The sequence below is a fragment of the Pseudomonas sp. OV226 genome, assembly GCF_003148705.1.
Lineage (GTDB): Bacteria > Pseudomonadota > Gammaproteobacteria > Pseudomonadales > Pseudomonadaceae > Aquipseudomonas.
The window spans coordinates 42,140-61,356 of record NZ_QGGS01000028.1; the positions used below are offsets into that span (position 1 = coordinate 42,140).

A 19,217-nucleotide genomic window follows, 5' to 3' on the forward strand; every position below is an offset into this window, starting at 1 on the left:
GCGCGTTACCCGGCTGTGGGAAACGCGCCTTTTTTATGCCTCGATTTTATCGGGGTTGTTTTGGTTCTCATTATCATCTAATAATTAATCTCATTACCGAATGAGCCCGGATCATGAGTTCTGCCTTGCACGAGCAGCCTTACCTCGAAAGCTGGCGCTGGATGAGTCGCCAGATCCGTTGCGCCATGGACCCTGACGAACCACGCCTGATCGCCCATTACCTGGCTGAAGGCCGGTATTTGGCCTGTTGCACGGCAACGTCTCCCTGGACCATCGCCGAAACTTCCTTCCGTTTGTTACTCGACACTGCCGCCGATGTCGCGCTGCCCTGGCATTGGCGCACTTACTGCCTCGACCAGGCCTGGCGCCCGCTGCGTGAACTCGAACGCCTCTCTCTGTGCAAGTGCCGCCTCACGCGCTGGCAACGCTACACCTGGCAACTGGCGACCTGCGAGTTGCAGCCCTCGATTCCCCTCATAGAACTGGTGCAAGGATTTTCTGATGACCAAGACACGCATTGAACGCGACAGCATGGGCGAGCTTCAGGTCCCGGTGGATGCGCTCTATGGCGCGCAGACCCAACGGGCGGTGGATAACTTCCCGATCAGCGGCAAGCCGATGCCCGTGCAGTTCATCCGCGCGCTGATCCTGGCCAAAGCGGCCGCCGCCCGGGCCAACGTCAAGCTCAAGCAAATCAGCGAAGCTCAGGGCGGTGCCATTGTCGAGGCGGCATTGGGTCTGCTCAACGGCGATTTCATGCAGCACTTCCCGGTGGACATCTTCCAGACTGGCTCGGGCACCAGCTCGAACATGAATGCCAACGAAGTGATCGCCACCCTGGCCAGCCGTGTACTCGGTGAGCCGGTGAACCCCAACGATCACGTCAATTGCGGTCAAAGCAGCAACGACATTATCCCGACGACGATCCATGTCAGCGCGGCGCTGGCGTTGCATGAACAGCTGCTGCCGGCGCTGCTGCGCCTGGTGCAGGTGATCGAGCACAAGGCTGAGACCGTTCACCATCACGTCAAGACCGGTCGCACTCATTTAATGGACGCGATGCCGGTGCGCATGAGCCAGGTGCTTAACGGATGGGCGCAGCAACTCAAAGCCAACATCGGCCATCTGCAAAACCTGCTGCCAAGCCTGCAATCCCTGGCGCAGGGCGGCACCGCGGTGGGCACCGGCATCAACGCGCATCCCGAGTTCGCCGCGCGTTTCAGTCAACAACTGAGCGAGCTGACCCACGTCCCATTCAAGCCCGGTACCGATCTGTTTGCGCTGATCGGCTCCCAGGACACGGCCGTTGCGCTCTCCGGGCAGCTCAAGGCGACGGCGGTGTCCTTGATGAAAATTGCCAACGACCTGCGCTGGATGAATTCCGGTCCGCTGGCCGGTCTGGGGGAGATCGAACTCGAAGCCTTGCAGCCGGGCTCGTCGATCATGCCCGGCAAGGTCAACCCGGTGATCCCGGAAGCCACCGCGATGGTCGCCGCTCAGGTGATCGGCAACGACACCGTGATCACCATCGCCGGTCAGTCAGGCAATTTCGAACTGAACGTGATGCTGCCAATCATCGCCCAGAACCTGCTCAGCAGCATTGAATTGCTGGCCAACGCCAGCCATCTGCTGGGTGAAAAAGCGATCTCCAGCTTCAAGGTCAACGAAGCCAGACTCAAGGAAGCGCTGTCGCGCAATCCGATACTGGTCACCGCACTCAACCCGATCATTGGTTACCAAAAAGCCGCCGAGATTGCCAAGAAGGCTTATCAGCAAGGTCGGCCGGTTATCGACGTGGCACTGGAACACACCGACATGACCCGCAACCAGCTTGAGGTTTTGCTGGACCCGGAAAAACTAACCGCAGGCGGCGTGTAATCACTGCCACCGCTTTGGAGGCTCACCATGGAGCACTGGAAACGCACGATCGAAAGGGCTAATCACTGTTTCATGCTGGGCGAACTGGTCGATGCCCGCGAGGCTTACTTGCAGGCACTGGCCCTGGCTCAAGTGTTGTTTGAGCGTTGGGCGGATGCCGACGAAGCGGTGGCGGCTTGCGTGATTTCCCACCACAACCTAGCGGACCTGCATCTGCGGCTGAACCAGCCGGAGGAGAGCGCCGAGTATTTGTGTGCGATCCACCAACGGTTGTTGCAGACCCTGCAGGATCCGCGTCTGGCACCGGCCCTGCGCGATGCCGCACTGCGCCAAAGCAGCAAAACCTATGTCGAACTGCTGAATTTCATCAGCGAGCACGGCGAGTATCCGCGCACCCATCGTTTGCTGCACAGCCCGGCGGTCGCGCCTGCGCCTTTACATCATGGAGTCCATTGAAATGGCTTTTACCTTGCCTGCCTTGCCATACGCCTATGACGCCCTGGAACCGCACATCGATGCGCAGACCATGGAAATCCATTACACCAAGCACCACCAGGCCTACATCAACAACCTCAACGCCGCGGTTGAGGGCACGGAGTTCGCCGAGTGGTCAGTTGAAAAGCTGGTCGCCAGCGTCCGGCAACTGCCGGAAACACTGCGTGCCGCTGTCATCAATCAGGGCGGTGGCCACGCGAACCATTCGCTGTTCTGGGAAGTGATGGCACCTCACGGCGGCGGCAATCCCGAAGGTGCACTGGCCAAGGCGATCGATGAGCATCTGGGTGGTCTGGACAGTTTCAAAGAGGCGTTCACCAAAGCGGCGCTGACCCGTTTCGGCAGTGGTTGGGCCTGGCTGAGTGTCACGCCACAAAAAACGCTGGTGGTGGAAAGCAGCGGCAACCAGGACAGTCCGCTGATGAACGGCAATACGCCGATTCTTGGTCTGGATGTGTGGGAACACGCCTATTACCTGCGCTATCAGAACCGCCGTCCGGAATATATCAATGCGTTCTACAACGTCATCAATTGGCCCGAAGTCGCTGCGCGCTATCAAGCCGTGCTGGTTTAAGTCCTCTATAAAAACAATCCAAGGCTGACTATGGGCACTGAAACACTGGCGATCGGAAGTGGGCGGATGTTTCGTTACGCTGTGGGATCGCTATTACTGATGGCAGGCATGGCCTTGCTGGTGGCTCAAGGGCTCGCCTGGCTGGACCTTGAGCCGAGACTGTCGCGTGCGTTGCAGGGCGGTGCGATCTGCGCGCTCGGCACCGCGCTCGGTGCGGTGCCGGTGCTGGTCATTCGGCGCATGCCCCAGGCGCTCAGTGACACATTGCTGGGGTTCGGTGCCGGCGTGATGCTGGCGGCGACGGCGTTTTCGCTGATCGTGCCGGGCATTTCCGCCGCTGAAGGCCTCGGCCTGACGCCGTGGTCAGCCAGTGGACTGATCTGTTTCGGCATCATGCTCGGGGCGTTTGGTCTGTATTTGGTTGATCGCAAGGTGTCGAGCGCTTCACCGGAAATGCTCATCGGCACGCTTGAACATCCGGTGATTCCTCCACGCATCTGGCTGTTCGTGTTCGCCATCATTGCCCATAACATCCCTGAAGGCATGGCTGTCGGCGTTTCTGCCGGCGGCGGCATGCCGGACGCGGACAGCCTGGCCATGGGCATCGCGCTGCAGGATGTGCCGGAAGGGCTGGTGATTGCGTTGGTGCTGGCTGGGGCAGGGATGTTTAGGATCAAGGCATTTCTGATTGGTGCGGGATCAGGTCTGGTCGAGCCGGTATTCGCGCTGTTGTGCGCGTGGCTGGTAAGCCTTGCCGAACTGTTGTTGCCGTTGGGATTGGCGTTGGCGGCGGGGGCGATGCTGTTGGTGGTGACCCACGAAGTGATCCCGGAGTCGCGACGCAATGTTCATGACAAACTCGCGAGCCTTGGCTTGTTGATCGGATTTTGTTTGATGATGGTGATGGATACGGCGCTGGCGTAACGCTGAGCTGTAGCAGCAGGTTTCGCCAGCTGCTACAGGGCGAGGTGTTACTCGCCTTCGTCGAAGAAGTTATTGATCAATGCCACGAGCGCATCCAGTGCTTCCTGCGCTTGCTCACCTTCGGTACTCAGGTGGATTGTGGTGCCCTTGCCGGCGGCGAGCATCATCATCGCCATGATGCTTTTACCGTCGACCGTGGATTCTGGGGCACGTCCTACCCTGATCGTGCAGTCCTTGAACTGACCCGCCACTCCAACGAATTTTGCAGAAGCGCGGGCATGCAGGCCCAGCTTGTTGATGATTTCAATTTCCAGAGCAGGCATCGCGATGTGGATCCTTTAGCTGAGGTCGCGGTGGCGGACCTGGACGTTCTTCAGGGATTGTTGCAGGACCTGGCCCAGACGTTCGGTCAGGTAGACGGAGCGGTGATGCCCGCCGGTGCAGCCAATGGCGATGGTGACATAAGCACGATTGCTGGCAGCAAAGCGCGGCAACCACTTGAGCAAGTAGGTGGAAATGTCCTGGAACATCTCTTCGACGTCCGGTTGAGCCGCCAGGTACTCGGCCACCGGTTGATCAAGCCCGGACTGCGCTCGCAGTTCCGGCTTCCAGTAAGGGTTGGGCAGGCAGCGCACATCGAACACCAGGTCCGCGTCCACCGGCATGCCGCGCTTGAATCCGAAGGACTCGACCAGGAACGCGGTGGCGGCTTCCGGCTGGTTCAGCAAGCGCAGCTTGATGGTGTCGCGTAGCTGATACAGGTTCAGGTTGGTCGTGTTGATTTTGAGATCGGCCAGGTCGGCAATGGGGCCCAGCAGATTGCTTTCGTCCTCGATCGCCTCGGCCAACGAGCGATTGGCGGTGCTCAGCGGGTGACGACGGCGGGTCTCGGAAAACCGCTTGAGCAAGGTTTCTACGTCGGCGTCCAGGTACAGCACATCGCATTTGATATGCCGGCTACGGACTTCCTCGAGTAACTCGGGAAACCGCGAAAGATGGCTCGGCAGATTGCGCGCATCGATAGATACGGCGACCAGTGGTTGCGACAATTCGGTATGAATCAACGCACGCTCGGCCAGTTCCGGCAGCAGTCCGGCGGGCAGGTTGTCGATGCAGTAGTAGCCGTTATCCTCGAGAACATCGAGTACGGTGCTTTTACCCGAGCCGGAGCGGCCGCTGACGATGATCAAGCGCATGATTACTGACCGTTTTGCTCTTCCAGAACAACCTTATACAAGGCTTCGTTGCTCGGAGCACTACGCAGTTTTTCCCGCACTTCCTTGCGATCAAGCATGCTGGCTATTTGACGAAGCAATTCAAGGTGCGCATCGGTGGCGGCTTCCGGGACCAGCAGTACGAACAGCAGGTCAACCGGGGCCCCGTCGATGGCATCGAAATCGATGGGCGCGTCAAGGTGCATCAAGGCGCTGATGGGCGAGATGCAGCCCTTCAGACGGCAGTGGGGGATGGCGATGCCGTTACCAAAACCGGTCGAGCCGAGTTTTTCACGGGCGATCAATGCTTCGAAGACATCTTGCATCTCCAGATCCGGCACTTCCCGGGCGATCAGGTTGGCAATTTGCTCGAGGGCTTTCTTTTTACTGCCGCCCGGCACGTTCACGAGGGAACGGCCGGGGGTCAGGATGTTTTCAAGTCGGATCATGGGTTGGGAGTGTTAACGACCGGTTGCACCCTGGAGGAGGCTCTGGGTCTTTTCCTTATGCTTTTTGAGTTGTTTATCCAGCTTGTCGGTCAGTGAATCGATCGCTGCGTACATGTCGGTATGTTCCGCGTTGGCGACCACTTCATTGCCGGGAATATGCAGGGTGGCTTCGATTTTCTGCTTCAGCTTCTCGACGGTCATCGTGACCTGCACGTTGGTGATCTTGTCGAAATGCCGCTCTAATCGTTCGAGTTTTTCGCCGATGTAGGTGCGCAGGGGTTCGGTCACTTCCAGTTGGTGTCCACTGATGTTGACTTGCATACAGCTTCTCCTTCGTTGCCAGTGCATAAAGCGGCAGGCAGAAATGCCTGCCACTGGAACGCTGTGGCGTGGCCCTACATCAACCGCTTACGTTCGCTCGAAGGCGCGATCCCCAGGGATTCGCGATACTTGGCGACGGTGCGGCGAGCCACCTGAATGCCTTGTGCCTCCAGTAAACCAGCGATCTTGCTGTCACTCAACGGCTTTTTCTGATTTTCCGCGGCAACCAGTTTTTTGATGATCGCGCGAATCGCTGTGGACGAGCATTCACCGCCTTCGGAGGTACTTACGTGGCTGGAGAAAAAGTATTTCAACTCATAAATGCCCCGAGGGGTATGCATGAATTTTTGCGTGGTTACCCGTGAAATCGTCGATTCGTGCATGCCCACCGCTTCGGCAATGTCATGCAGGACCAAAGGCTTCATGGCTTCGTCGCCGTATTCCAGGAAACCGCGCTGATGCTCGACGATCTGGGTGGCAACTTTCATCAAGGTTTCATTGCGGCTTTGCAGGCTCTTGATGAACCAGCGGGCCTCTTGCAGCTGATTGCGCATGAAGGTGTTGTCAGCGCTGGTGTCGGCACGGCGGACAAATCCGGCGTATTGCGCGTTGACCCGCAACTTTGGCACCGATTCCTGGTTGAGCTCTACCAGCCAGCGCTCGTTATCCTTGCGCACGATAACGTCAGGCACGACGTACTCGGCTTCGCTGGATTCGATCTGCGAGCCGGGACGCGGGTTGAGGCTCTGGACCAGTTCGATGACCTGGCGCAGTTCGTCTTCCTTGAGCTTCATGCGGCGCATCAACTGGCTGTAGTCGCGGCTGCCCAGCAGATCGATGTAGTCAGTGACCAGACGCTTGGCTTCGGCCAGCCAAGGCGTCTTGGCTGGCAGCTGGCGTAGTTGCAGCAGCAGGCATTCGCCCAGGTTGCGAGCGCCGATGCCGGCAGGCTCGAATTGCTGGATGCGGTGCAGGACGGCTTCGATTTCGTCCAGTTCGATGTCCAGTTCCGGATCGAAGGCTTCGAGGATTTCCTCGAGGGTTTCATCCAGATAGCCCTGATTGTTGATGCAGTCGATCAGGGTCACGGCGATCAGGCGATCGGTGTCGGACATCGGTGCCAGGTTCAGTTGCCACAACAGGTGGCTTTGCAGGCTCTCGCCGGCCGATGTGCGAGTGGTGAAATCCCATTCGTCGTCATCGTTGCTCGGCAGGCTGCTGGCGCTGGTCTGGTAAACGTCTTCCCATGCGGTATCGACCGGCAGTTCATTGGGAATGCGTTCGTTCCAGTCACCTTCCTCGAGGTTGTCCACCGTGGGGGCGGTTTCCTGATAGGAGGGTTCCTGAATGTCGGCGTTGGGTGGCTGCTCGGCTTTGTCGGCCAAGGGGTCGGCGTTGTCGAAGTCGTCGCCTTCTTCCTGGCGTTCGAGCATCGGATTGGACTCCAAAGCCTCCTGGATTTCCTGTTGCAGGTCCAGGGTCGACAATTGGAGCAGGCGGATGGCCTGTTGCAGCTGCGGTGTCATCGTCAGCTGCTGGCCCATTCTCAAGACTAGCGATGGTTTCATGGCAGGGGCTTAACACCTTATTCGCCGGCGCACATGCGCCATCCACTACAGGGCGCCGGAGCGCCAAACATAAGCAAATTATATGCCTGAAACTGAAGTGTTTGCCTAGAGCGCCGTAACAATAAAAAACACACTGCTGTGTTAATTGCGCCAGGAGCTCAGTCGACTAGCCAGACACCTCGATGCTTACAGGCGGAACTCATGGCCCAGATAGACTTCTTTCACCAGGTCGTTTGCAAGGATGGTGGCAGAGTCGCCCTCGGCGATCAGTTGGCCATCGTTGACGATGTACGCGGTTTCGCAGATATCCAGGGTTTCACGGACGTTGTGGTCCGTGATCAGCACGCCAATGCCCTTGGCCTTGAGGTGGTGGATAATCTGTTTGATGTCGCCGACCGAAATCGGGTCCACGCCGGCGAAAGGTTCGTCGAGCAGGATGAATTTTGGGTTAGTCGCCAGTGCCCGGGCAATTTCCACGCGGCGGCGTTCGCCACCCGACAGGCTCATACCAAGGTTGTCGCGGATGTGGCTGATATGGAATTCCTGCAGCAGGCTTTCCAGCTCTTTGCGACGTCCGGCCTTGTCGAGCTCCTTGCGGGTCTCGAGGATCGCCATGATGTTGTCGGCCACCGAAAGTTTGCGGAAGATCGACGCTTCTTGCGGCAGATAGCCGATACCGGCTTTCGCACGACCGTGCATGGGCTGGTGGCTGACGTCCAGGTCGTCGATCAGTACGCGCCCCTGATCGGCCTGTACAAGGCCGACAATCATGTAGAAGCAGGTGGTCTTGCCGGCGCCGTTAGGGCCCAGCAGGCCGACGATTTGACCGCTGTCGATCGACAGGCTGACATCGCGCACGACCTGGCGGCTCTTGTAGCTCTTGGCCAGATGCTGAGCTTTCAGAGTTGCCATTACTGGGCCTTTTGCTCGTCGGTTTTCTTCTTCGGCTGGATCACCATGTCGATGCGCGGGCGCGCCTCAGTGACCTTGCTGCCCGTGGCGCGACCAGCGCTCGCAAGCTTTTTGGCCGTGTCGTAGACGATCTTCTCGCCTTGGGTGACGTTGTTGTCCTTGTCGACAACTTTTGCCTTGTCGATCAGCACGACACGGTTTTGCGAGGCGTGGTACTGGATGGTGACGCCCCAGCCCTGAACAGGCTTGGTGTCGCCCTGGGTTTGCAGTTGTTCGAAGTAAGCGAGGTTGCCCACCGAAGTCACCACGTCGATGTCGCCAGTCGGAGTGCGGGTCATGGTCACTTTGTTGCCGGTGACCTTCATCGTGCCCTGGGTGATGATTACGTCGCCCGTATAGGTGGCGATGCCGTTCTTGTCGTCCAGTTGGGCGTCGTCGGCCTGTATGCGGATAGGCTGGGATTGGTCGGTCGGCAGAGCCCAGGCGCTCACGCTTCCCAGTGCTGCGCCCAGACTGAGCAAAATAGGGAGAGTTTTAACGAGCCTCATACTGTCCTCTTACGTTCGATAGCAGGTGTATCCTGCTTTCTTTCAAGTACGCTTTCATTCCGTTGCCTGTCGATACACCGCCAGCGCCGTCGATTCTAACGGGTTGGTCGGTCTGCGCATATTGTTGCTGCGGGAACACAGTCATACGGGTGGTGGTAATCAGGGTCCTGCGGTTTTTTTCGTCGAAACGGGTGATGCGTACCGAATCGATCAGCTCGACCTGAGTGCCGTCAGGGTTGACCTCTCCGTGCTCGCTCTGGACATGCCAGGGAAACTGGGTGCCGCGAAACATGTTCAGGTCGGGATTGGTCAGTAGCGTGACTTCGGACGCTTTCAGGTGTTCGACTTTGTCGGACGTCATTTCGTATTGCAATTTGCCGTCCGGCAGGAACTGCACGCTATGGGCGTTGAGCGCGTAATAGTCGATCGCGCTTTCATCGACCTTGACCACAGGTTTGTCGAGGAAGCGTTCCGGGCTGATGTTCCAGTAGCCGACTGCGGCGAACAGCGCCGCAATGCAGCCGAACAACAGAATGTTGCGAAACTTTTTGCTTAGCATAATGGGCTCACAGGTACGCAGCGTTGGCCGCATCAAGGCGGCCCTGGGCACGCAGGATCAATTCGCAGAATTCGCGAGCGGCACCCTCGCCACCACGGGCCTGGGTGATGCCGTGGGCGTGTTCTCGCACGAAGCTGGCTGCGTTGGCGACCGCCATGCCCAGGCCGACGCGGCGAATCACCGGTAGGTCTGGAAGGTCGTCGCCGAGGTAGGCCACTTGTTCATAGCTTAGATTGAGTTGGGCAAGCAGTTCGTCGAGCACCACCAGTTTGTCATCACGACCCTGGTACAGGTGGGGAATGCCAAGATTCTTTGCGCGCCGCTCAACGACCGGGGTCTTGCGACCGCTAATGATAGCGGTCTGCACGCCGGCTGCCATCAACATCTTGATGCCTTGGCCGTCCAGTGTGTTGAACGTCTTGAATTCACTGCCGTCTTCAAGGAAATACAGGCGCCCGTCGGTCAGCACGCCATCGACGTCGAACACTGCCAGCTTGATCTGTTTGCCGCGTTGAAGCAGGTCCGAGCTCATTACATTACTCCCGCACGCAGCAAGTCGTGCATGTTCAAGGCGCCGACCGGACGGTCTTCGCTGTCGACCACGACCAGCGCGTTGATTTTGTGGTCTTCCATGATTTTCAGGGCTTCGGCGGCGAGCATCTCTGCGCGGGCAGTCTTGCCGTGGGCGGTCATGACCTGATCGATGGTAGCGCTATGGATATCGATGCTGCGGTCCAGCGTGCGGCGCAAGTCACCGTCGGTGAAGATCCCGGCCAGCTTGCCGTCCGCTTCCAGAATCACGGTCATGCCCAGGCCTTTGCGGGTCATTTCCATCAAGGCGTCCTTGAGCAAGGTGCCGCGTTGAACCTGTGGCAGCTCTTGTCCGGCGTGCATGACATTTTCCACTTTCAGCAGCAAACGTCGACCCAGCGCGCCACCCGGGTGGGAAAAGGCGAAGTCTTCAGCGGTAAAGCCGCGAGCTTCCAGCAATGCAACGGCCAGGGCATCGCCCATGACCAGCGCGGCGGTGGTGGAGGAGGTCGGTGCCAGATTCAGCGGGCAGGCCTCGTGTTCGACGTGAACATTGAGGTTGACCTCGGCAGCCTTGGCCAGCGGTGAATCCGGGTTGCCGGTCACGCTGATCAATTGGATGCCCAGACGCTTGATCAGGGGCAGCAGGGTGACGATTTCGTTGGTGGAGCCGGAGTTCGACAGGGCCAGGATGATGTCGTCGCGCGTGATCATGCCCATGTCGCCATGGCTGGCTTCGGCCGGATGCACGAAAAAAGCCGTGGTGCCGGTGCTGGCCAGGGTGGCGGCGATCTTGTTGCCGATGTGCCCTGATTTGCCCATGCCGACCACTACCACGCGGCCTTTGCTGGCCAGAATCATCTCGCAAGCGCGTACGAAATCAGCGTCGATATGGGGCAGCAAGCCTTCTACGGCTTCCAGTTCGAGGCGGATGGTGCGTTGTGCTGATTGAATCAGGTCGCTGGATTGGCTCATGTCAGAAATCGTATAGCCTGATGAAAAGGCGGCGATTATAGCGGTAATGATCAAAACCCTCACGCAAGTTCGTCACGCTTTGTCATTCCCGCTTGCCGAATACCCTCTAAACGAGGCTTTTTGCCACAAGATGGTCTGGCTTGGGCCTTTGGCGCTTGGCCTTTGCAGTGATATAGTTCGCCGCCAGTTCGGCCTGCCCGGGGAGGTATGTGCTTTCGTCAGAGAGCCAGGCGTCCGAGTGAGAGGCTGCATCGCAAGGAGTTTAGATGAGTGCCGATAACGCCTACGCGGTCGAGCTGAAGGGACTGTCCTTCAAGCGCGGAACGCGCAGCATTTTCAATAACGTCGATATCCGTATCCCGCGCGGCAAGGTCACCGGCATCATGGGGCCTTCCGGGTGTGGCAAAACCACGCTGCTGCGATTGATGGGCGCACAATTGCGTCCATCAAAGGGCGAAGTCTGGGTCAACGGCCAGAACCTGCCCAAGTTGTCGCGCAGTGATCTGTTCGATGCGCGCAAGCACATGGGGGTGCTGTTCCAGAGCGGCGCCCTGTTTACCGACCTCGATGTGTTCGAGAACGTCGCCTTCCCGCTGCGCGTTCATACCGAGCTGCCGGAAGAAATGATCCGCGACATCGTCCTGCTTAAATTGCAGGCCGTGGGCTTGCGTGGCGCCATCGACCTGATGCCTGACGAGTTGTCCGGCGGCATGAAGCGTCGTGTCGCGCTCGCCCGGGCGATTGCTCTCGATCCGCAGATTCTCATGTATGACGAGCCATTTGTCGGCCAGGATCCTATCGCCATGGGGGTGCTGGTGCGTCTGATCCGTCTGCTTAACGATGCCCTGGGCATCACCAGTATCGTGGTGTCCCACGATCTGGCCGAGACAGCGAGCATCGCCGACTATATCTATGTCGTCGGCGAAGGTCAGGTATTGGGGCAGGGGACTCCCGAGGAGCTGATGAACTCCCAGGAACCACGGATCCGCCAATTCATGACCGGTGAACCTGACGGCCCTGTTGCATACCACTTTCCAGCGACGGACTACCGCGCAGATCTTCTGGGGAAGCGTTGATGCGCAAGATTTCATTAATAGAACGCGTGCGCCGGTTCGGCCACTCTGCCATCGACGCACTGGCGGTGTTCGGACGTTCGACGATTTTCCTGTTTCATGCCTTGCTCGGTCGCGGTGGCATCGGCGGCGGTTTTGGCCTGCTGATCAAGCAGTTGCATTCCGTTGGCGTGATGTCCCTGGTGATCATTGTGGTCTCCGGGGTGTTCATCGGGATGGTGCTCGCGCTGCAGGGCTTCAATATCCTGTCCAGCTACGGCTCGGAACAGGCGGTGGGGCAGATGGTCGCGCTGACGCTGTTGCGTGAGTTGGGACCGGTCGTGACGGCCTTGTTGTTCGCCGGGCGTGCCGGTTCGGCGCTAACGGCCGAAATCGGCAACATGAAGTCCACCGAGCAGCTGTCCAGTCTGGAAATGATTGGTGTCGACCCGCTCAAATACATCGTTGCCCCGCGCCTGTGGGCCGGCTTCATTTCCCTGCCGGTGCTGGCGATGATTTTCAGCGTGGTGGGTATCTGGGGTGGTTCGTGGGTGGCCGTCGACTGGCTGGGCGTCTATGAAGGTTCCTACTGGTCGAACATGCAAAACAGCGTGACGTTCACTGACGATGTGCTCAATGGCATCATCAAAAGCATCGTCTTCGCGTTCGTCGTGACCTGGATCGCCGTATTCCAAGGCTATGACTGTGAGCCCACTTCCGAGGGGATCAGTCGTGCCACTACCAAGACCGTGGTGTATGCCTCTTTGGCAGTGCTCGGCCTGGACTTTATTCTGACCGCCTTGATGTTTGGAGATTTCTGATGCAAAACCGCACCCTGGAAATCGGTGTCGGCCTTTTCTTGCTGGCTGGCATCCTGGCTTTGCTGTTGCTGGCTTTGCGGGTCAGTGGCCTGTCCCCGAGCCCGAGCACCGACACGTATAAACTTTATGCATACTTCGACAATATCGCCGGTTTGACGGTCAGAGCTAAAGTGACCATGGCCGGTGTGACCATCGGCAAGGTCACGGCGATCGATCTGGACCGCGACAGCTTCACCGGTCGGGTGACCATGCAACTGGAAAAGCGCGTAGATAACCTGCCGGCTGACTCCACTGCATCTATCCTGACGGCTGGCCTGTTGGGCGAGAAGTACATCGGTATCAGCGTGGGCGGCGAAGAAGCCTTGCTCAAGGATGGTGGAACCATCCATGACACCCAGTCGTCGCTGGTACTCGAAGACCTGATCGGTAAATTCCTGCTCAATACCGTTAGTAAAGACGCCAAATGAGGAGCTTTTGAATGATCTCTACCTTGCGACGTGGCCTGTTGGTATTACTCGCGGCGATGCCGTTGGTGGCTAACGCCGTGGCGGCGCCTTCCGCGCACGATCTGGTACAGGACACCACCACCCGGATGCTTGCCGATCTGTCGGCGAATAAAGAGAAGTACAAGCAGGACCCGCAGGATTTCTACACGGCGTTGAACACCATCGTCGGACCTGTGGTGGATGCCGAGGGTATTTCCAAGAGCATCATGACGGTCAAGTACTCGCGCAAAGCCACACCGGCACAGATGAAAACCTTCGAAGAAAACTTCAAGAAGGGCCTGTTCCAGTTTTATGGCAATGCTTTGCTCGAATACAACAACCAGGGCATCACCGTCGATCCTGCCAAGGACGAGTCGGGTGACCGCACCAGTGTTGGCATGACGGTCAAGGGCAACAACGGCGCGATCTACCCGGTGTCTTACACGCTGGAAAAGATCAACGGCGAGTGGAAACTGCGTAACGTCATCATCAATGGCATCAACATTGGCAAGCTGTTCCGCGATCAGTTCGCTGATGCGATGCAGCGAAATGGCAACGACCTGGACAAGACCATCAACAACTGGGCCGGGGAAGTCGCCAAAGCCAAGGCATCGACCGAGACCACTAACCAATGAGTGTGTCGGCCATTCGCATGAGTGAAACCGGCGAGCTTCGGCTCAGCGGCATGCTGGATTACCTGACCGGCCCCGACTTGCGCAAGCAGGGACAGGCGCTGATCAAAGCCAGTACCGCGACCGAAGTGGTGGTCGATTGTTCGGCGGTGTTGAAGTCCAGCAGTGTCGGCTTGTCGCTGCTGCTGTGCTTCATCCGTGATGCGCAGGCCGCCGGCAAGGCGCTGAGCATTCGCGGGATGCCGGAAGACATGCGTGAAATCGCTCAGGTCAGCGAATTGACCGAGCTGTTGGCGCATCCCTAAACGCATCTATTAAGAAGCCCCCCGTCAGAGTCCTGCTTCGCGGGGTTCGCAGGCGCGGGGCTTTTTTGTATGATGTCCGACCCGCGCGCACAGGGCGCCGATTGAGGTTGAGCATGCAGGCCGTAGAAGTGAAGAGCTTCCTTGAAGGAAAGCTGCCCGGAACGTTGGTAGAAGTTGAGGGCGAAGGCTGCAATTTCCAGCTGAACGTGATTAGCGATGAACTGGCGGCGTTGAGCCCGGTGAAGCGTCAACAGCAGATCTATGCCCATTTGAACCCATGGATCACCGATGGCAGCATCCATGCGGTCACTATGAAATTTTTCAGCAGCGCGGCCTGGGCCGAGCGCACCTGAGCCCAAGGGCGTCGAGATTCTTATGGATAAATTGATTATTACTGGCGGTCCTCGTCTTGATGGCGAGATCCGCATCTCCGGGGCAAAGAACTCCGCCCTGCCGATCCTGGCTGCAACCCTGCTGTGTGATGGCCCGGTTACCGTGGCCAACCTGCCGCACCTGCACGACATCACCACCATGATCGAATTGTTCGGTCGGATGGGGATCGAGCCGGTGATCGACGAGAAGCTCGCCGTCGAAATCGACCCACGCACCATCAAGACCCTGATCGCCCCGTACGAACTGGTTAAAACCATGCGTGCGTCGATCCTGGTATTGGGCCCTATGGTTGCCCGTTTCGGTGAAGCCGAAGTCGCACTGCCTGGCGGTTGCGCCATCGGTTCGCGTCCGGTGGACCTGCACATCCGTGGTCTGGAAGCGATGGGCGCGGTCATCGACGTCGAAGGCGGCTACATCAAGGCCAAGGCGCCTGAAGGCGGCCTGCGCGGTGCGCACTTCTTCTTCGATACCGTCAGCGTGACCGGTACCGAAAACATCATGATGGCCGCTGCCCTGGCCAAGGGTCGCAGTGTGTTGGCAAACGCCGCGCGCGAGCCGGAAGTGGTCGACCTGGCCAACTTCCTGAACGCCATGGGTGCCAAGGTTTCCGGCGCTGGTACCGACACCATCACCATCGATGGCGTCGAGCGTCTGCACACCACCACTTACAAAGTGATGCCTGACCGAATCGAAACCGGTACTTACCTGGTCGCTGCTGCCGTGACCGGCGGCCGTGTGAAGGTCAAGGATACCGATCCGACCATTCTTGAAGCCGTTCTGGAAAAACTCCGTGAAGCGGGTGCCGAAATCACCTGTGGCGAAGACTGGATCGAACTGAACATGCACGGCAAGCGGCCAAAAGCCGTCAACGTGCGCACCGCTCCGTACCCGGCGTTCCCGACCGACATGCAAGCGCAGTTCATCTCCCTCAACGCCATTGCCGAAGGCACGGGCGCCGTGATCGAGACGATCTTCGAAAACCGCTTCATGCACGTTTACGAACTGCATCGCATGGGCGCCAAGATTCAGGTCGAAGGCAACACGGCTATCGTTACCGGTACCGAGAAGCTCAAAGGCGCGCCAGTCATGGCCACCGACCTGCGTGCTTCGGCCAGCCTGGTCATTTCGGCGCTGATCGCTGAAGGCGACACCCTGATCGACCGCATCTACCACATCGACCGTGGTTACGAGTGCATCGAAGAGAAACTGCAAATGCTCGGCGCCAAGATCCGCCGCGTACCGGGCTAGTTTCTGCTGCATGGGCATAAGGACATGCCCGTTGAATTGTTGAAGTCGAGCCGGTTTCCGGCTCGATGTGTGTCCGGCGTCATTTGCGACCGGACATGAGTACCTTGATAAGGACTGACGTTTCCCATGTTGACTATCGCACTGTCCAAGGGCCGCATCCTTGACGACACTTTGCCGCTTCTGGCTGAAGCGGGCATCGTGCCGACCGAGAATCCGGACAAGAGCCGCAAGCTGATCATCCCCACGACTCAGCCTGACGTACGTCTGCTGATCGTGCGCGCCACCGACGTGCCGACGTATGTCGAACATGGTGCCGCGGACCTCGGTGTCGCCGGTAAAGATGTGCTGATGGAATATGGCGGCCAGGGCTTGTACGAGCCTTTGGACCTGCGAATTGCCCTCTGCAAGCTGATGACTGCCGGCCGTGTCGGCGATGTCGAGCCTAAGGGCCGCCTGCGGGTGGCGACCAAGTTCGTCAACGTTGCCAAGCGTTACTACGCCGAGCAGGGTCGCCAGGTCGACATCATCAAGCTGTACGGCTCGATGGAGCTGGCGCCGCTGATTGGTCTGGCGGACAAGATCATTGACGTGGTCGACACCGGCAACACCCTGCGCGCCAATGGCCTGGAACCCCAGGATTTCATTGCCGACATCAGCTCCCGGCTGATCGTCAACAAAGCTTCGATGAAAATGCAACACGCCCGAATCCAGGCGTTGATCGACACCCTGCGCAAGGCAGTGGAGTCTCGACACCGCGGCTGATTTACCTGCGCGACGTTAAGTCGCGCCCGTCTATCCGCCTCATAGCCAGAATTCTCAGGTGCCCAAGCGGAAACGACTGCTAAGTTAGGGCGCCTGAGTTTTTGCCAATTCTATGAGGCTCTCGCTATGACCGCACCGACTGCAATTCGCCGACTGAACGCTGCTGATCCGGATTTCGCGCATCATCTGGATCATCTGCTGAGCTGGGAAAGTGTGTCTGACGACTCGGTCAATCAGCGGGTGCTGGACATCATCAAAGCCGTGCGCGAGCGTGGCGATGCGGCGCTGGTGGAGTTCACCCAGAAGTTCGACGGCCTGGAAGTCGCCTCGATGGCGGACTTGATCCTGCCGCGCGAACGTCTTGAACTGGCGCTTACGCGCATTACCGTGCCTCAGCGCGAAGCCCTGGAAAAAGCTGCTACACGTGTGCGCAGCTACCACGAGAAGCAGAAGCAGGATTCCTGGAGCTACACCGAAGCCGATGGCACGGTGCTGGGCCAGAAGGTCACGCCGCTGGATCGCGCCGGTCTGTATGTTCCAGGCGGCAAGGCGTCGTACCCCTCTTCGGTGTTGATGAACGCGATTCCGGCCAAGGTCGCTGGCGTGACCGAAGTGGTCATGGTGGTGCCGACCCCGCGCGGTGAAATCAACGAACTGGTGCTGGCCGCGGCGTGCATTGCCGGGGTTGATCGGGTGTTCACCATCGGCGGTGCCCAAGCCGTGGCCGCGCTGGCTTACGGCACCGAAAGCGTGCCGAAAGTCGACAAAGTGGTCGGCCCCGGCAACATCTATGTCGCCACCGCCAAGCGCCATGTGTTTGGTCAGGTCGGTATCGACATGATCGCCGGCCCGTCCGAAATTCTTGTGGTGTGCGACGGCCAGACCGATCCGGACTGGATCGCCATGGACCTGTTCTCCCAGGCCGAACACGATGAAGACGCCCAGGCCATTCTCGTCAGCCCGGACGCGGAATTCCTCGACAAGGTCGCCGCGAGCATCAGCAAATTGATGCCGACCATGGAGCGTGCCGAGATCATCGAAACGTCGATCAATGGCCGTGGTGCATTGATCCAGGTGCGCGACATGGAGCAAGCCATCGAAGTGGCTAACCGCATTGCGCCGGAACACCTGGAGTTGTCGGTTGCAGATCCGCAGGCCTGGTTGCCGAAGATCCGTCACGCCGGCGCGATTTTCATGGGCCGTCACACGTCCGAAGCCCTGGGTGATTACTGCGCCGGTCCGAACCACGTATTGCCGACTTCCGGCACCGCGCGCTTCTCCTCGCCGTTGGGCGTGTATGACTTCCAGAAACGCTCGTCGATCATCTTCTGCTCCGAGCAGGGGGCGTCCGAACTGGGCAAGACCGCGTCCGTGCTGGCCCGTGGCGAGTCACTGACCGCCCACGCCCGTAGCGCCGAATACCGCATCATCGACGAGCAAAAGGGAAACTGAACATGAGTAAATTCTGGAGCTCGTTCGTTAAGGATCTGGTGCCTTACGTGCCGGGCGAGCAGCCGAAACTGGCAAAGCTGGTCAAGCTCAACACCAACGAAAACCCGTACGGTCCATCACCCAAAGCCTTGGCGGCGATGCAGACCGAACTGAACGACAACCTGCGTCTGTACCCGGACCCGAACAGCGATGTGCTGAAACAAGCCGTGGCCAAGTACTACGGGGTGCAGAGCAACCAGGTATTCCTCGGCAACGGTTCCGATGAAGTCCTGGCGCACATTTTCCACGGCTTGCTGCAACACGATCAACCGTTGCTGTTCCCGGATATCAGCTACAGCTTCTATCCGGTGTATTGCGGCTTGTACGGCATCAAGTTCGACGCGGTGCCGCTGGACGAACACTTCCAGATCAACCCGGCGGATTACGCCAAGCCGAACGGCGGGATCATTTTCCCTAACCCGAATGCGCCGACCGGCTGCCTGCTGGCGCTGGATGCGGTGGAGCAAATCCTCAAGGCCAGCCCGGATTCGGTGGTCGTCGTAGACGAGGCTTACATCGACTTCGGTGGCGAAACGGCGATCACTCTGGTGGATCGTTATCCGAACCTGCTGGTGACGCAGACTCTGTCCAAGTCCCGTTCCCTGGCCGGCCTGCGGGTTGGCCTGGCGGTGGGGCATCCGGATTTGATCGAAGCGCTTGAGCGGATCAAGAACAGCTTCAACTCCTACCCGCTGGATCGACTGGCGATTGTGGGGGCTGCGGCGGCGTTCGAGGATCGCGAGTACTTCGACAAAACGTGCCGGTTGGTCATCGACAGCCGCGACAAGGTAGTCGGGCAGTTGGAGGCGAAGGGATTTGAGGTGCTGCCGTCGGCGGCGAACTTCATTTTCGCGCGTCACCCGCAGCATGATGCGGCAGGACTCGCGGCGAAGTTGCGTGAGCAGGGCGTGATTGTCCGGCACTTCAAGCAGGAGCGGATTGCGCAGTTCCTGCGGATTTCGATTGGTACGCCGGAGCAGAATCAGGCGCTGATCGACGGCCTCGGCGATCTCTAAAAGCCCCCTCTGACTGATCGTCACTGATCGTTCCCACGCTCTGCGTGGGAATGCCGCCATGGAC

At 58.8% G+C, this 19,217-nt stretch carries 25 protein-coding genes; 15 read left to right on the forward strand and 10 right to left on the reverse strand.

The annotated features are described in order from the left end of the window. Positions 1-113: 113 nt before the first annotated feature. The 5 genes from C7534_RS28860 to C7534_RS28880 are packed head-to-tail and all read left to right on the forward strand — an operon-like array spanning position 114 to position 3,871. A complete protein-coding gene (locus C7534_RS28860; RefSeq protein ID WP_046026829.1) occupies positions 114-521 on the forward strand; it encodes a hypothetical protein in 408 nt (135 codons plus the stop codon). Then, entirely contained in the window at positions 502-1,878 is a 1,377-nt protein-coding gene (locus C7534_RS28865; RefSeq protein WP_109787866.1) for a class II fumarate hydratase, read from the forward strand. Before C7534_RS28860 ends, C7534_RS28865 begins: the two co-directional genes overlap by 20 nt. A 27-nt stretch (positions 1,879-1,905) precedes the next feature. Further along, on the forward strand, positions 1,906-2,334 hold the full coding sequence (locus tag C7534_RS28870) for a hypothetical protein (protein ID WP_046026827.1): 429 nt from the start codon (positions 1,906-1,908) through the stop codon (positions 2,332-2,334). Position 2,335: 1 nt separating this feature from the next. Beyond that, positions 2,336-2,947: a superoxide dismutase gene (locus C7534_RS28875; RefSeq protein ID WP_109787867.1), complete on the forward strand. Its 612-nt coding sequence runs from the start codon at positions 2,336-2,338 to the stop codon at positions 2,945-2,947. 30 nt (positions 2,948-2,977) lie between these two features. Continuing rightward, on the forward strand, positions 2,978-3,871 hold the full coding sequence (locus C7534_RS28880; protein ID WP_109787868.1) for a ZIP family metal transporter: 894 nt from the start codon (positions 2,978-2,980) through the stop codon (positions 3,869-3,871). 47 nt (positions 3,872-3,918) lie between these two features. Here the strand turns inward: C7534_RS28880 and C7534_RS28885 are convergent, their stop codons facing one another. From C7534_RS28885 to C7534_RS28930, 10 genes are all read right to left on the reverse strand, one after another. Then, positions 3,919-4,194, reverse strand: a complete 276-nt coding sequence (locus tag C7534_RS28885) for an HPr family phosphocarrier protein (RefSeq protein ID WP_046026824.1) — start codon at positions 4,192-4,194, stop codon at positions 3,919-3,921. 15 nt (positions 4,195-4,209) lie between these two features. Then, complete coding sequence (rapZ, locus tag C7534_RS28890) at positions 4,210-5,067, reverse strand: RNase adapter RapZ (RefSeq protein WP_109787869.1); 858 nt, start codon at positions 5,065-5,067, stop codon at positions 4,210-4,212. Between the two features lie 2 nt (positions 5,068-5,069). Continuing rightward, the gene (gene ptsN, locus C7534_RS28895; protein WP_046026822.1) at positions 5,070-5,534 is read right to left on the reverse strand and encodes a PTS IIA-like nitrogen regulatory protein PtsN; all 465 of its coding nucleotides are present in this window, start codon (positions 5,532-5,534) and stop codon (positions 5,070-5,072) included. Between the two features lie 12 nt (positions 5,535-5,546). Further along, positions 5,547-5,855 carry a ribosome hibernation-promoting factor, HPF/YfiA family gene (gene hpf / locus C7534_RS28900; protein ID WP_046026821.1) on the reverse strand — a complete coding sequence of 103 codons (309 nt, stop codon included), beginning with the start codon at positions 5,853-5,855 and terminating at the stop codon, positions 5,547-5,549. Between the two features lie 74 nt (positions 5,856-5,929). Then, positions 5,930-7,423: an RNA polymerase factor sigma-54 gene (locus C7534_RS28905; RefSeq protein ID WP_109787870.1), complete on the reverse strand. Its 1,494-nt coding sequence runs from the start codon at positions 7,421-7,423 to the stop codon at positions 5,930-5,932. A gap of 186 nt (positions 7,424-7,609) precedes the next feature. Continuing rightward, positions 7,610-8,335, reverse strand: a complete 726-nt coding sequence (lptB, locus tag C7534_RS28910) for an LPS export ABC transporter ATP-binding protein (RefSeq protein ID WP_045061453.1) — start codon at positions 8,333-8,335, stop codon at positions 7,610-7,612. Then, a complete protein-coding gene (gene lptA / locus C7534_RS28915) occupies positions 8,335-8,883 on the reverse strand; it encodes a lipopolysaccharide transport periplasmic protein LptA (protein WP_046026819.1) in 549 nt (182 codons plus the stop codon). The genes lptB and lptA overlap by 1 nt, the downstream gene beginning before the upstream one ends. Further along, positions 8,870-9,442, reverse strand: coding sequence for an LPS export ABC transporter periplasmic protein LptC (gene lptC / locus C7534_RS28920; RefSeq protein ID WP_109787871.1), 573 nt, complete (start codon positions 9,440-9,442; stop codon positions 8,870-8,872). Before lptC ends, lptA begins: the two co-directional genes overlap by 14 nt. 7 nt (positions 9,443-9,449) lie before the next feature. Next, positions 9,450-9,974 carry a KdsC family phosphatase gene (locus C7534_RS28925; RefSeq protein ID WP_109787872.1) on the reverse strand — a complete coding sequence of 175 codons (525 nt, stop codon included), beginning with the start codon at positions 9,972-9,974 and terminating at the stop codon, positions 9,450-9,452. After that, on the reverse strand, positions 9,974-10,948 hold the full coding sequence (locus tag C7534_RS28930; RefSeq protein ID WP_007942750.1) for a KpsF/GutQ family sugar-phosphate isomerase: 975 nt from the start codon (positions 10,946-10,948) through the stop codon (positions 9,974-9,976). The genes C7534_RS28925 and C7534_RS28930 overlap by 1 nt, the downstream gene beginning before the upstream one ends. A 266-nt stretch (positions 10,949-11,214) precedes the next feature. On the opposite strand from C7534_RS28930, the gene C7534_RS28935 reads away from it, so the two are divergent. The 10 genes from C7534_RS28935 to hisC all read left to right on the forward strand — a co-directional run bounded on the left by C7534_RS28935 (position 11,215) and on the right by hisC (position 19,153). Further along, the gene (locus C7534_RS28935) at positions 11,215-12,024 is read left to right on the forward strand and encodes an ATP-binding cassette domain-containing protein (protein WP_109787873.1); all 810 of its coding nucleotides are present in this window, start codon (positions 11,215-11,217) and stop codon (positions 12,022-12,024) included. Further along, positions 12,024-12,821 (forward strand): lipid asymmetry maintenance ABC transporter permease subunit MlaE, encoded by a 798-nt coding sequence (mlaE, locus tag C7534_RS28940; RefSeq protein ID WP_109787874.1) that lies wholly within the window; start codon positions 12,024-12,026, stop codon positions 12,819-12,821. The genes C7534_RS28935 and mlaE overlap by 1 nt, the downstream gene beginning before the upstream one ends. Further along, positions 12,821-13,288 carry an outer membrane lipid asymmetry maintenance protein MlaD gene (gene mlaD, locus C7534_RS28945; RefSeq protein WP_046026814.1) on the forward strand — a complete coding sequence of 156 codons (468 nt, stop codon included), beginning with the start codon at positions 12,821-12,823 and terminating at the stop codon, positions 13,286-13,288. The genes mlaE and mlaD overlap by 1 nt, the downstream gene beginning before the upstream one ends. A gap of 11 nt (positions 13,289-13,299) precedes the next feature. Further along, a complete protein-coding gene (locus tag C7534_RS28950) occupies positions 13,300-13,941 on the forward strand; it encodes an MlaC/ttg2D family ABC transporter substrate-binding protein (protein ID WP_046026813.1) in 642 nt (213 codons plus the stop codon). Next, positions 13,938-14,243: an STAS domain-containing protein gene (locus tag C7534_RS28955; protein ID WP_046026812.1), complete on the forward strand. Its 306-nt coding sequence runs from the start codon at positions 13,938-13,940 to the stop codon at positions 14,241-14,243. Before C7534_RS28950 ends, C7534_RS28955 begins: the two co-directional genes overlap by 4 nt. Positions 14,244-14,356: 113 nt before the next feature. Further along, on the forward strand, positions 14,357-14,596 hold the full coding sequence (locus tag C7534_RS28960) for a BolA family protein (RefSeq protein WP_007912386.1): 240 nt from the start codon (positions 14,357-14,359) through the stop codon (positions 14,594-14,596). Positions 14,597-14,618: 22 nt separating this feature from the next. Next, the gene (murA, locus tag C7534_RS28965; protein WP_109787875.1) at positions 14,619-15,884 is read left to right on the forward strand and encodes a UDP-N-acetylglucosamine 1-carboxyvinyltransferase; all 1,266 of its coding nucleotides are present in this window, start codon (positions 14,619-14,621) and stop codon (positions 15,882-15,884) included. Positions 15,885-16,010: 126 nt separating this feature from the next. Next, a complete protein-coding gene (gene hisG / locus C7534_RS28970) occupies positions 16,011-16,646 on the forward strand; it encodes an ATP phosphoribosyltransferase (RefSeq protein ID WP_007942738.1) in 636 nt (211 codons plus the stop codon). A gap of 126 nt (positions 16,647-16,772) precedes the next feature. After that, positions 16,773-18,098 (forward strand): histidinol dehydrogenase, encoded by a 1,326-nt coding sequence (gene hisD / locus C7534_RS28975; protein WP_046026807.1) that lies wholly within the window; start codon positions 16,773-16,775, stop codon positions 18,096-18,098. Positions 18,099-18,100: 2 nt separating this feature from the next. Next, on the forward strand, positions 18,101-19,153 hold the full coding sequence (gene hisC, locus C7534_RS28980) for a histidinol-phosphate transaminase (protein ID WP_077430872.1): 1,053 nt from the start codon (positions 18,101-18,103) through the stop codon (positions 19,151-19,153). Positions 19,154-19,217: the final 64 nt, after the last annotated feature.

Coding starts and splice junctions, on each gene's coding strand:
- C7534_RS28860 (WP_046026829.1), top strand. CDS start 114: ATGAGTTCTGCCTTGCACGAGCAGCCTTACCTCGAAAGCTGGCGCTGG.
- C7534_RS28865 (WP_109787866.1), top strand. CDS start 502: ATGACCAAGACACGCATTGAACGCGACAGCATGGGCGAGCTTCAGGTC.
- C7534_RS28870 (WP_046026827.1), top strand. CDS start 1,906: ATGGAGCACTGGAAACGCACGATCGAAAGGGCTAATCACTGTTTCATG.
- C7534_RS28875 (WP_109787867.1), top strand. CDS start 2,336: ATGGCTTTTACCTTGCCTGCCTTGCCATACGCCTATGACGCCCTGGAA.
- C7534_RS28880 (WP_109787868.1), top strand. CDS start 2,978: ATGGGCACTGAAACACTGGCGATCGGAAGTGGGCGGATGTTTCGTTAC.
- C7534_RS28885 (WP_046026824.1), bottom strand. CDS start 4,194: ATGCCTGCTCTGGAAATTGAAATCATCAACAAGCTGGGCCTGCATGCC.
- rapZ (WP_109787869.1), bottom strand. CDS start 5,067: ATGCGCTTGATCATCGTCAGCGGCCGCTCCGGCTCGGGTAAAAGCACC.
- ptsN (WP_046026822.1), bottom strand. CDS start 5,534: ATGATCCGACTTGAAAACATCCTGACCCCCGGCCGTTCCCTCGTGAAC.
- hpf (WP_046026821.1), bottom strand. CDS start 5,855: ATGCAAGTCAACATCAGTGGACACCAACTGGAAGTGACCGAACCCCTG.
- C7534_RS28905 (WP_109787870.1), bottom strand. CDS start 7,423: ATGAAACCATCGCTAGTCTTGAGAATGGGCCAGCAGCTGACGATGACA.
- lptB (WP_045061453.1), bottom strand. CDS start 8,335: ATGGCAACTCTGAAAGCTCAGCATCTGGCCAAGAGCTACAAGAGCCGC.
- lptA (WP_046026819.1), bottom strand. CDS start 8,883: ATGAGGCTCGTTAAAACTCTCCCTATTTTGCTCAGTCTGGGCGCAGCA.
- lptC (WP_109787871.1), bottom strand. CDS start 9,442: ATGCTAAGCAAAAAGTTTCGCAACATTCTGTTGTTCGGCTGCATTGCG.
- C7534_RS28925 (WP_109787872.1), bottom strand. CDS start 9,974: ATGAGCTCGGACCTGCTTCAACGCGGCAAACAGATCAAGCTGGCAGTG.
- C7534_RS28930 (WP_007942750.1), bottom strand. CDS start 10,948: ATGAGCCAATCCAGCGACCTGATTCAATCAGCACAACGCACCATCCGC.
- C7534_RS28935 (WP_109787873.1), top strand. CDS start 11,215: ATGAGTGCCGATAACGCCTACGCGGTCGAGCTGAAGGGACTGTCCTTC.
- mlaE (WP_109787874.1), top strand. CDS start 12,024: ATGCGCAAGATTTCATTAATAGAACGCGTGCGCCGGTTCGGCCACTCT.
- mlaD (WP_046026814.1), top strand. CDS start 12,821: ATGCAAAACCGCACCCTGGAAATCGGTGTCGGCCTTTTCTTGCTGGCT.
- C7534_RS28950 (WP_046026813.1), top strand. CDS start 13,300: ATGATCTCTACCTTGCGACGTGGCCTGTTGGTATTACTCGCGGCGATG.
- C7534_RS28955 (WP_046026812.1), top strand. CDS start 13,938: ATGAGTGTGTCGGCCATTCGCATGAGTGAAACCGGCGAGCTTCGGCTC.
- C7534_RS28960 (WP_007912386.1), top strand. CDS start 14,357: ATGCAGGCCGTAGAAGTGAAGAGCTTCCTTGAAGGAAAGCTGCCCGGA.
- murA (WP_109787875.1), top strand. CDS start 14,619: ATGGATAAATTGATTATTACTGGCGGTCCTCGTCTTGATGGCGAGATC.
- hisG (WP_007942738.1), top strand. CDS start 16,011: ATGTTGACTATCGCACTGTCCAAGGGCCGCATCCTTGACGACACTTTG.
- hisD (WP_046026807.1), top strand. CDS start 16,773: ATGACCGCACCGACTGCAATTCGCCGACTGAACGCTGCTGATCCGGAT.
- hisC (WP_077430872.1), top strand. CDS start 18,101: ATGAGTAAATTCTGGAGCTCGTTCGTTAAGGATCTGGTGCCTTACGTG.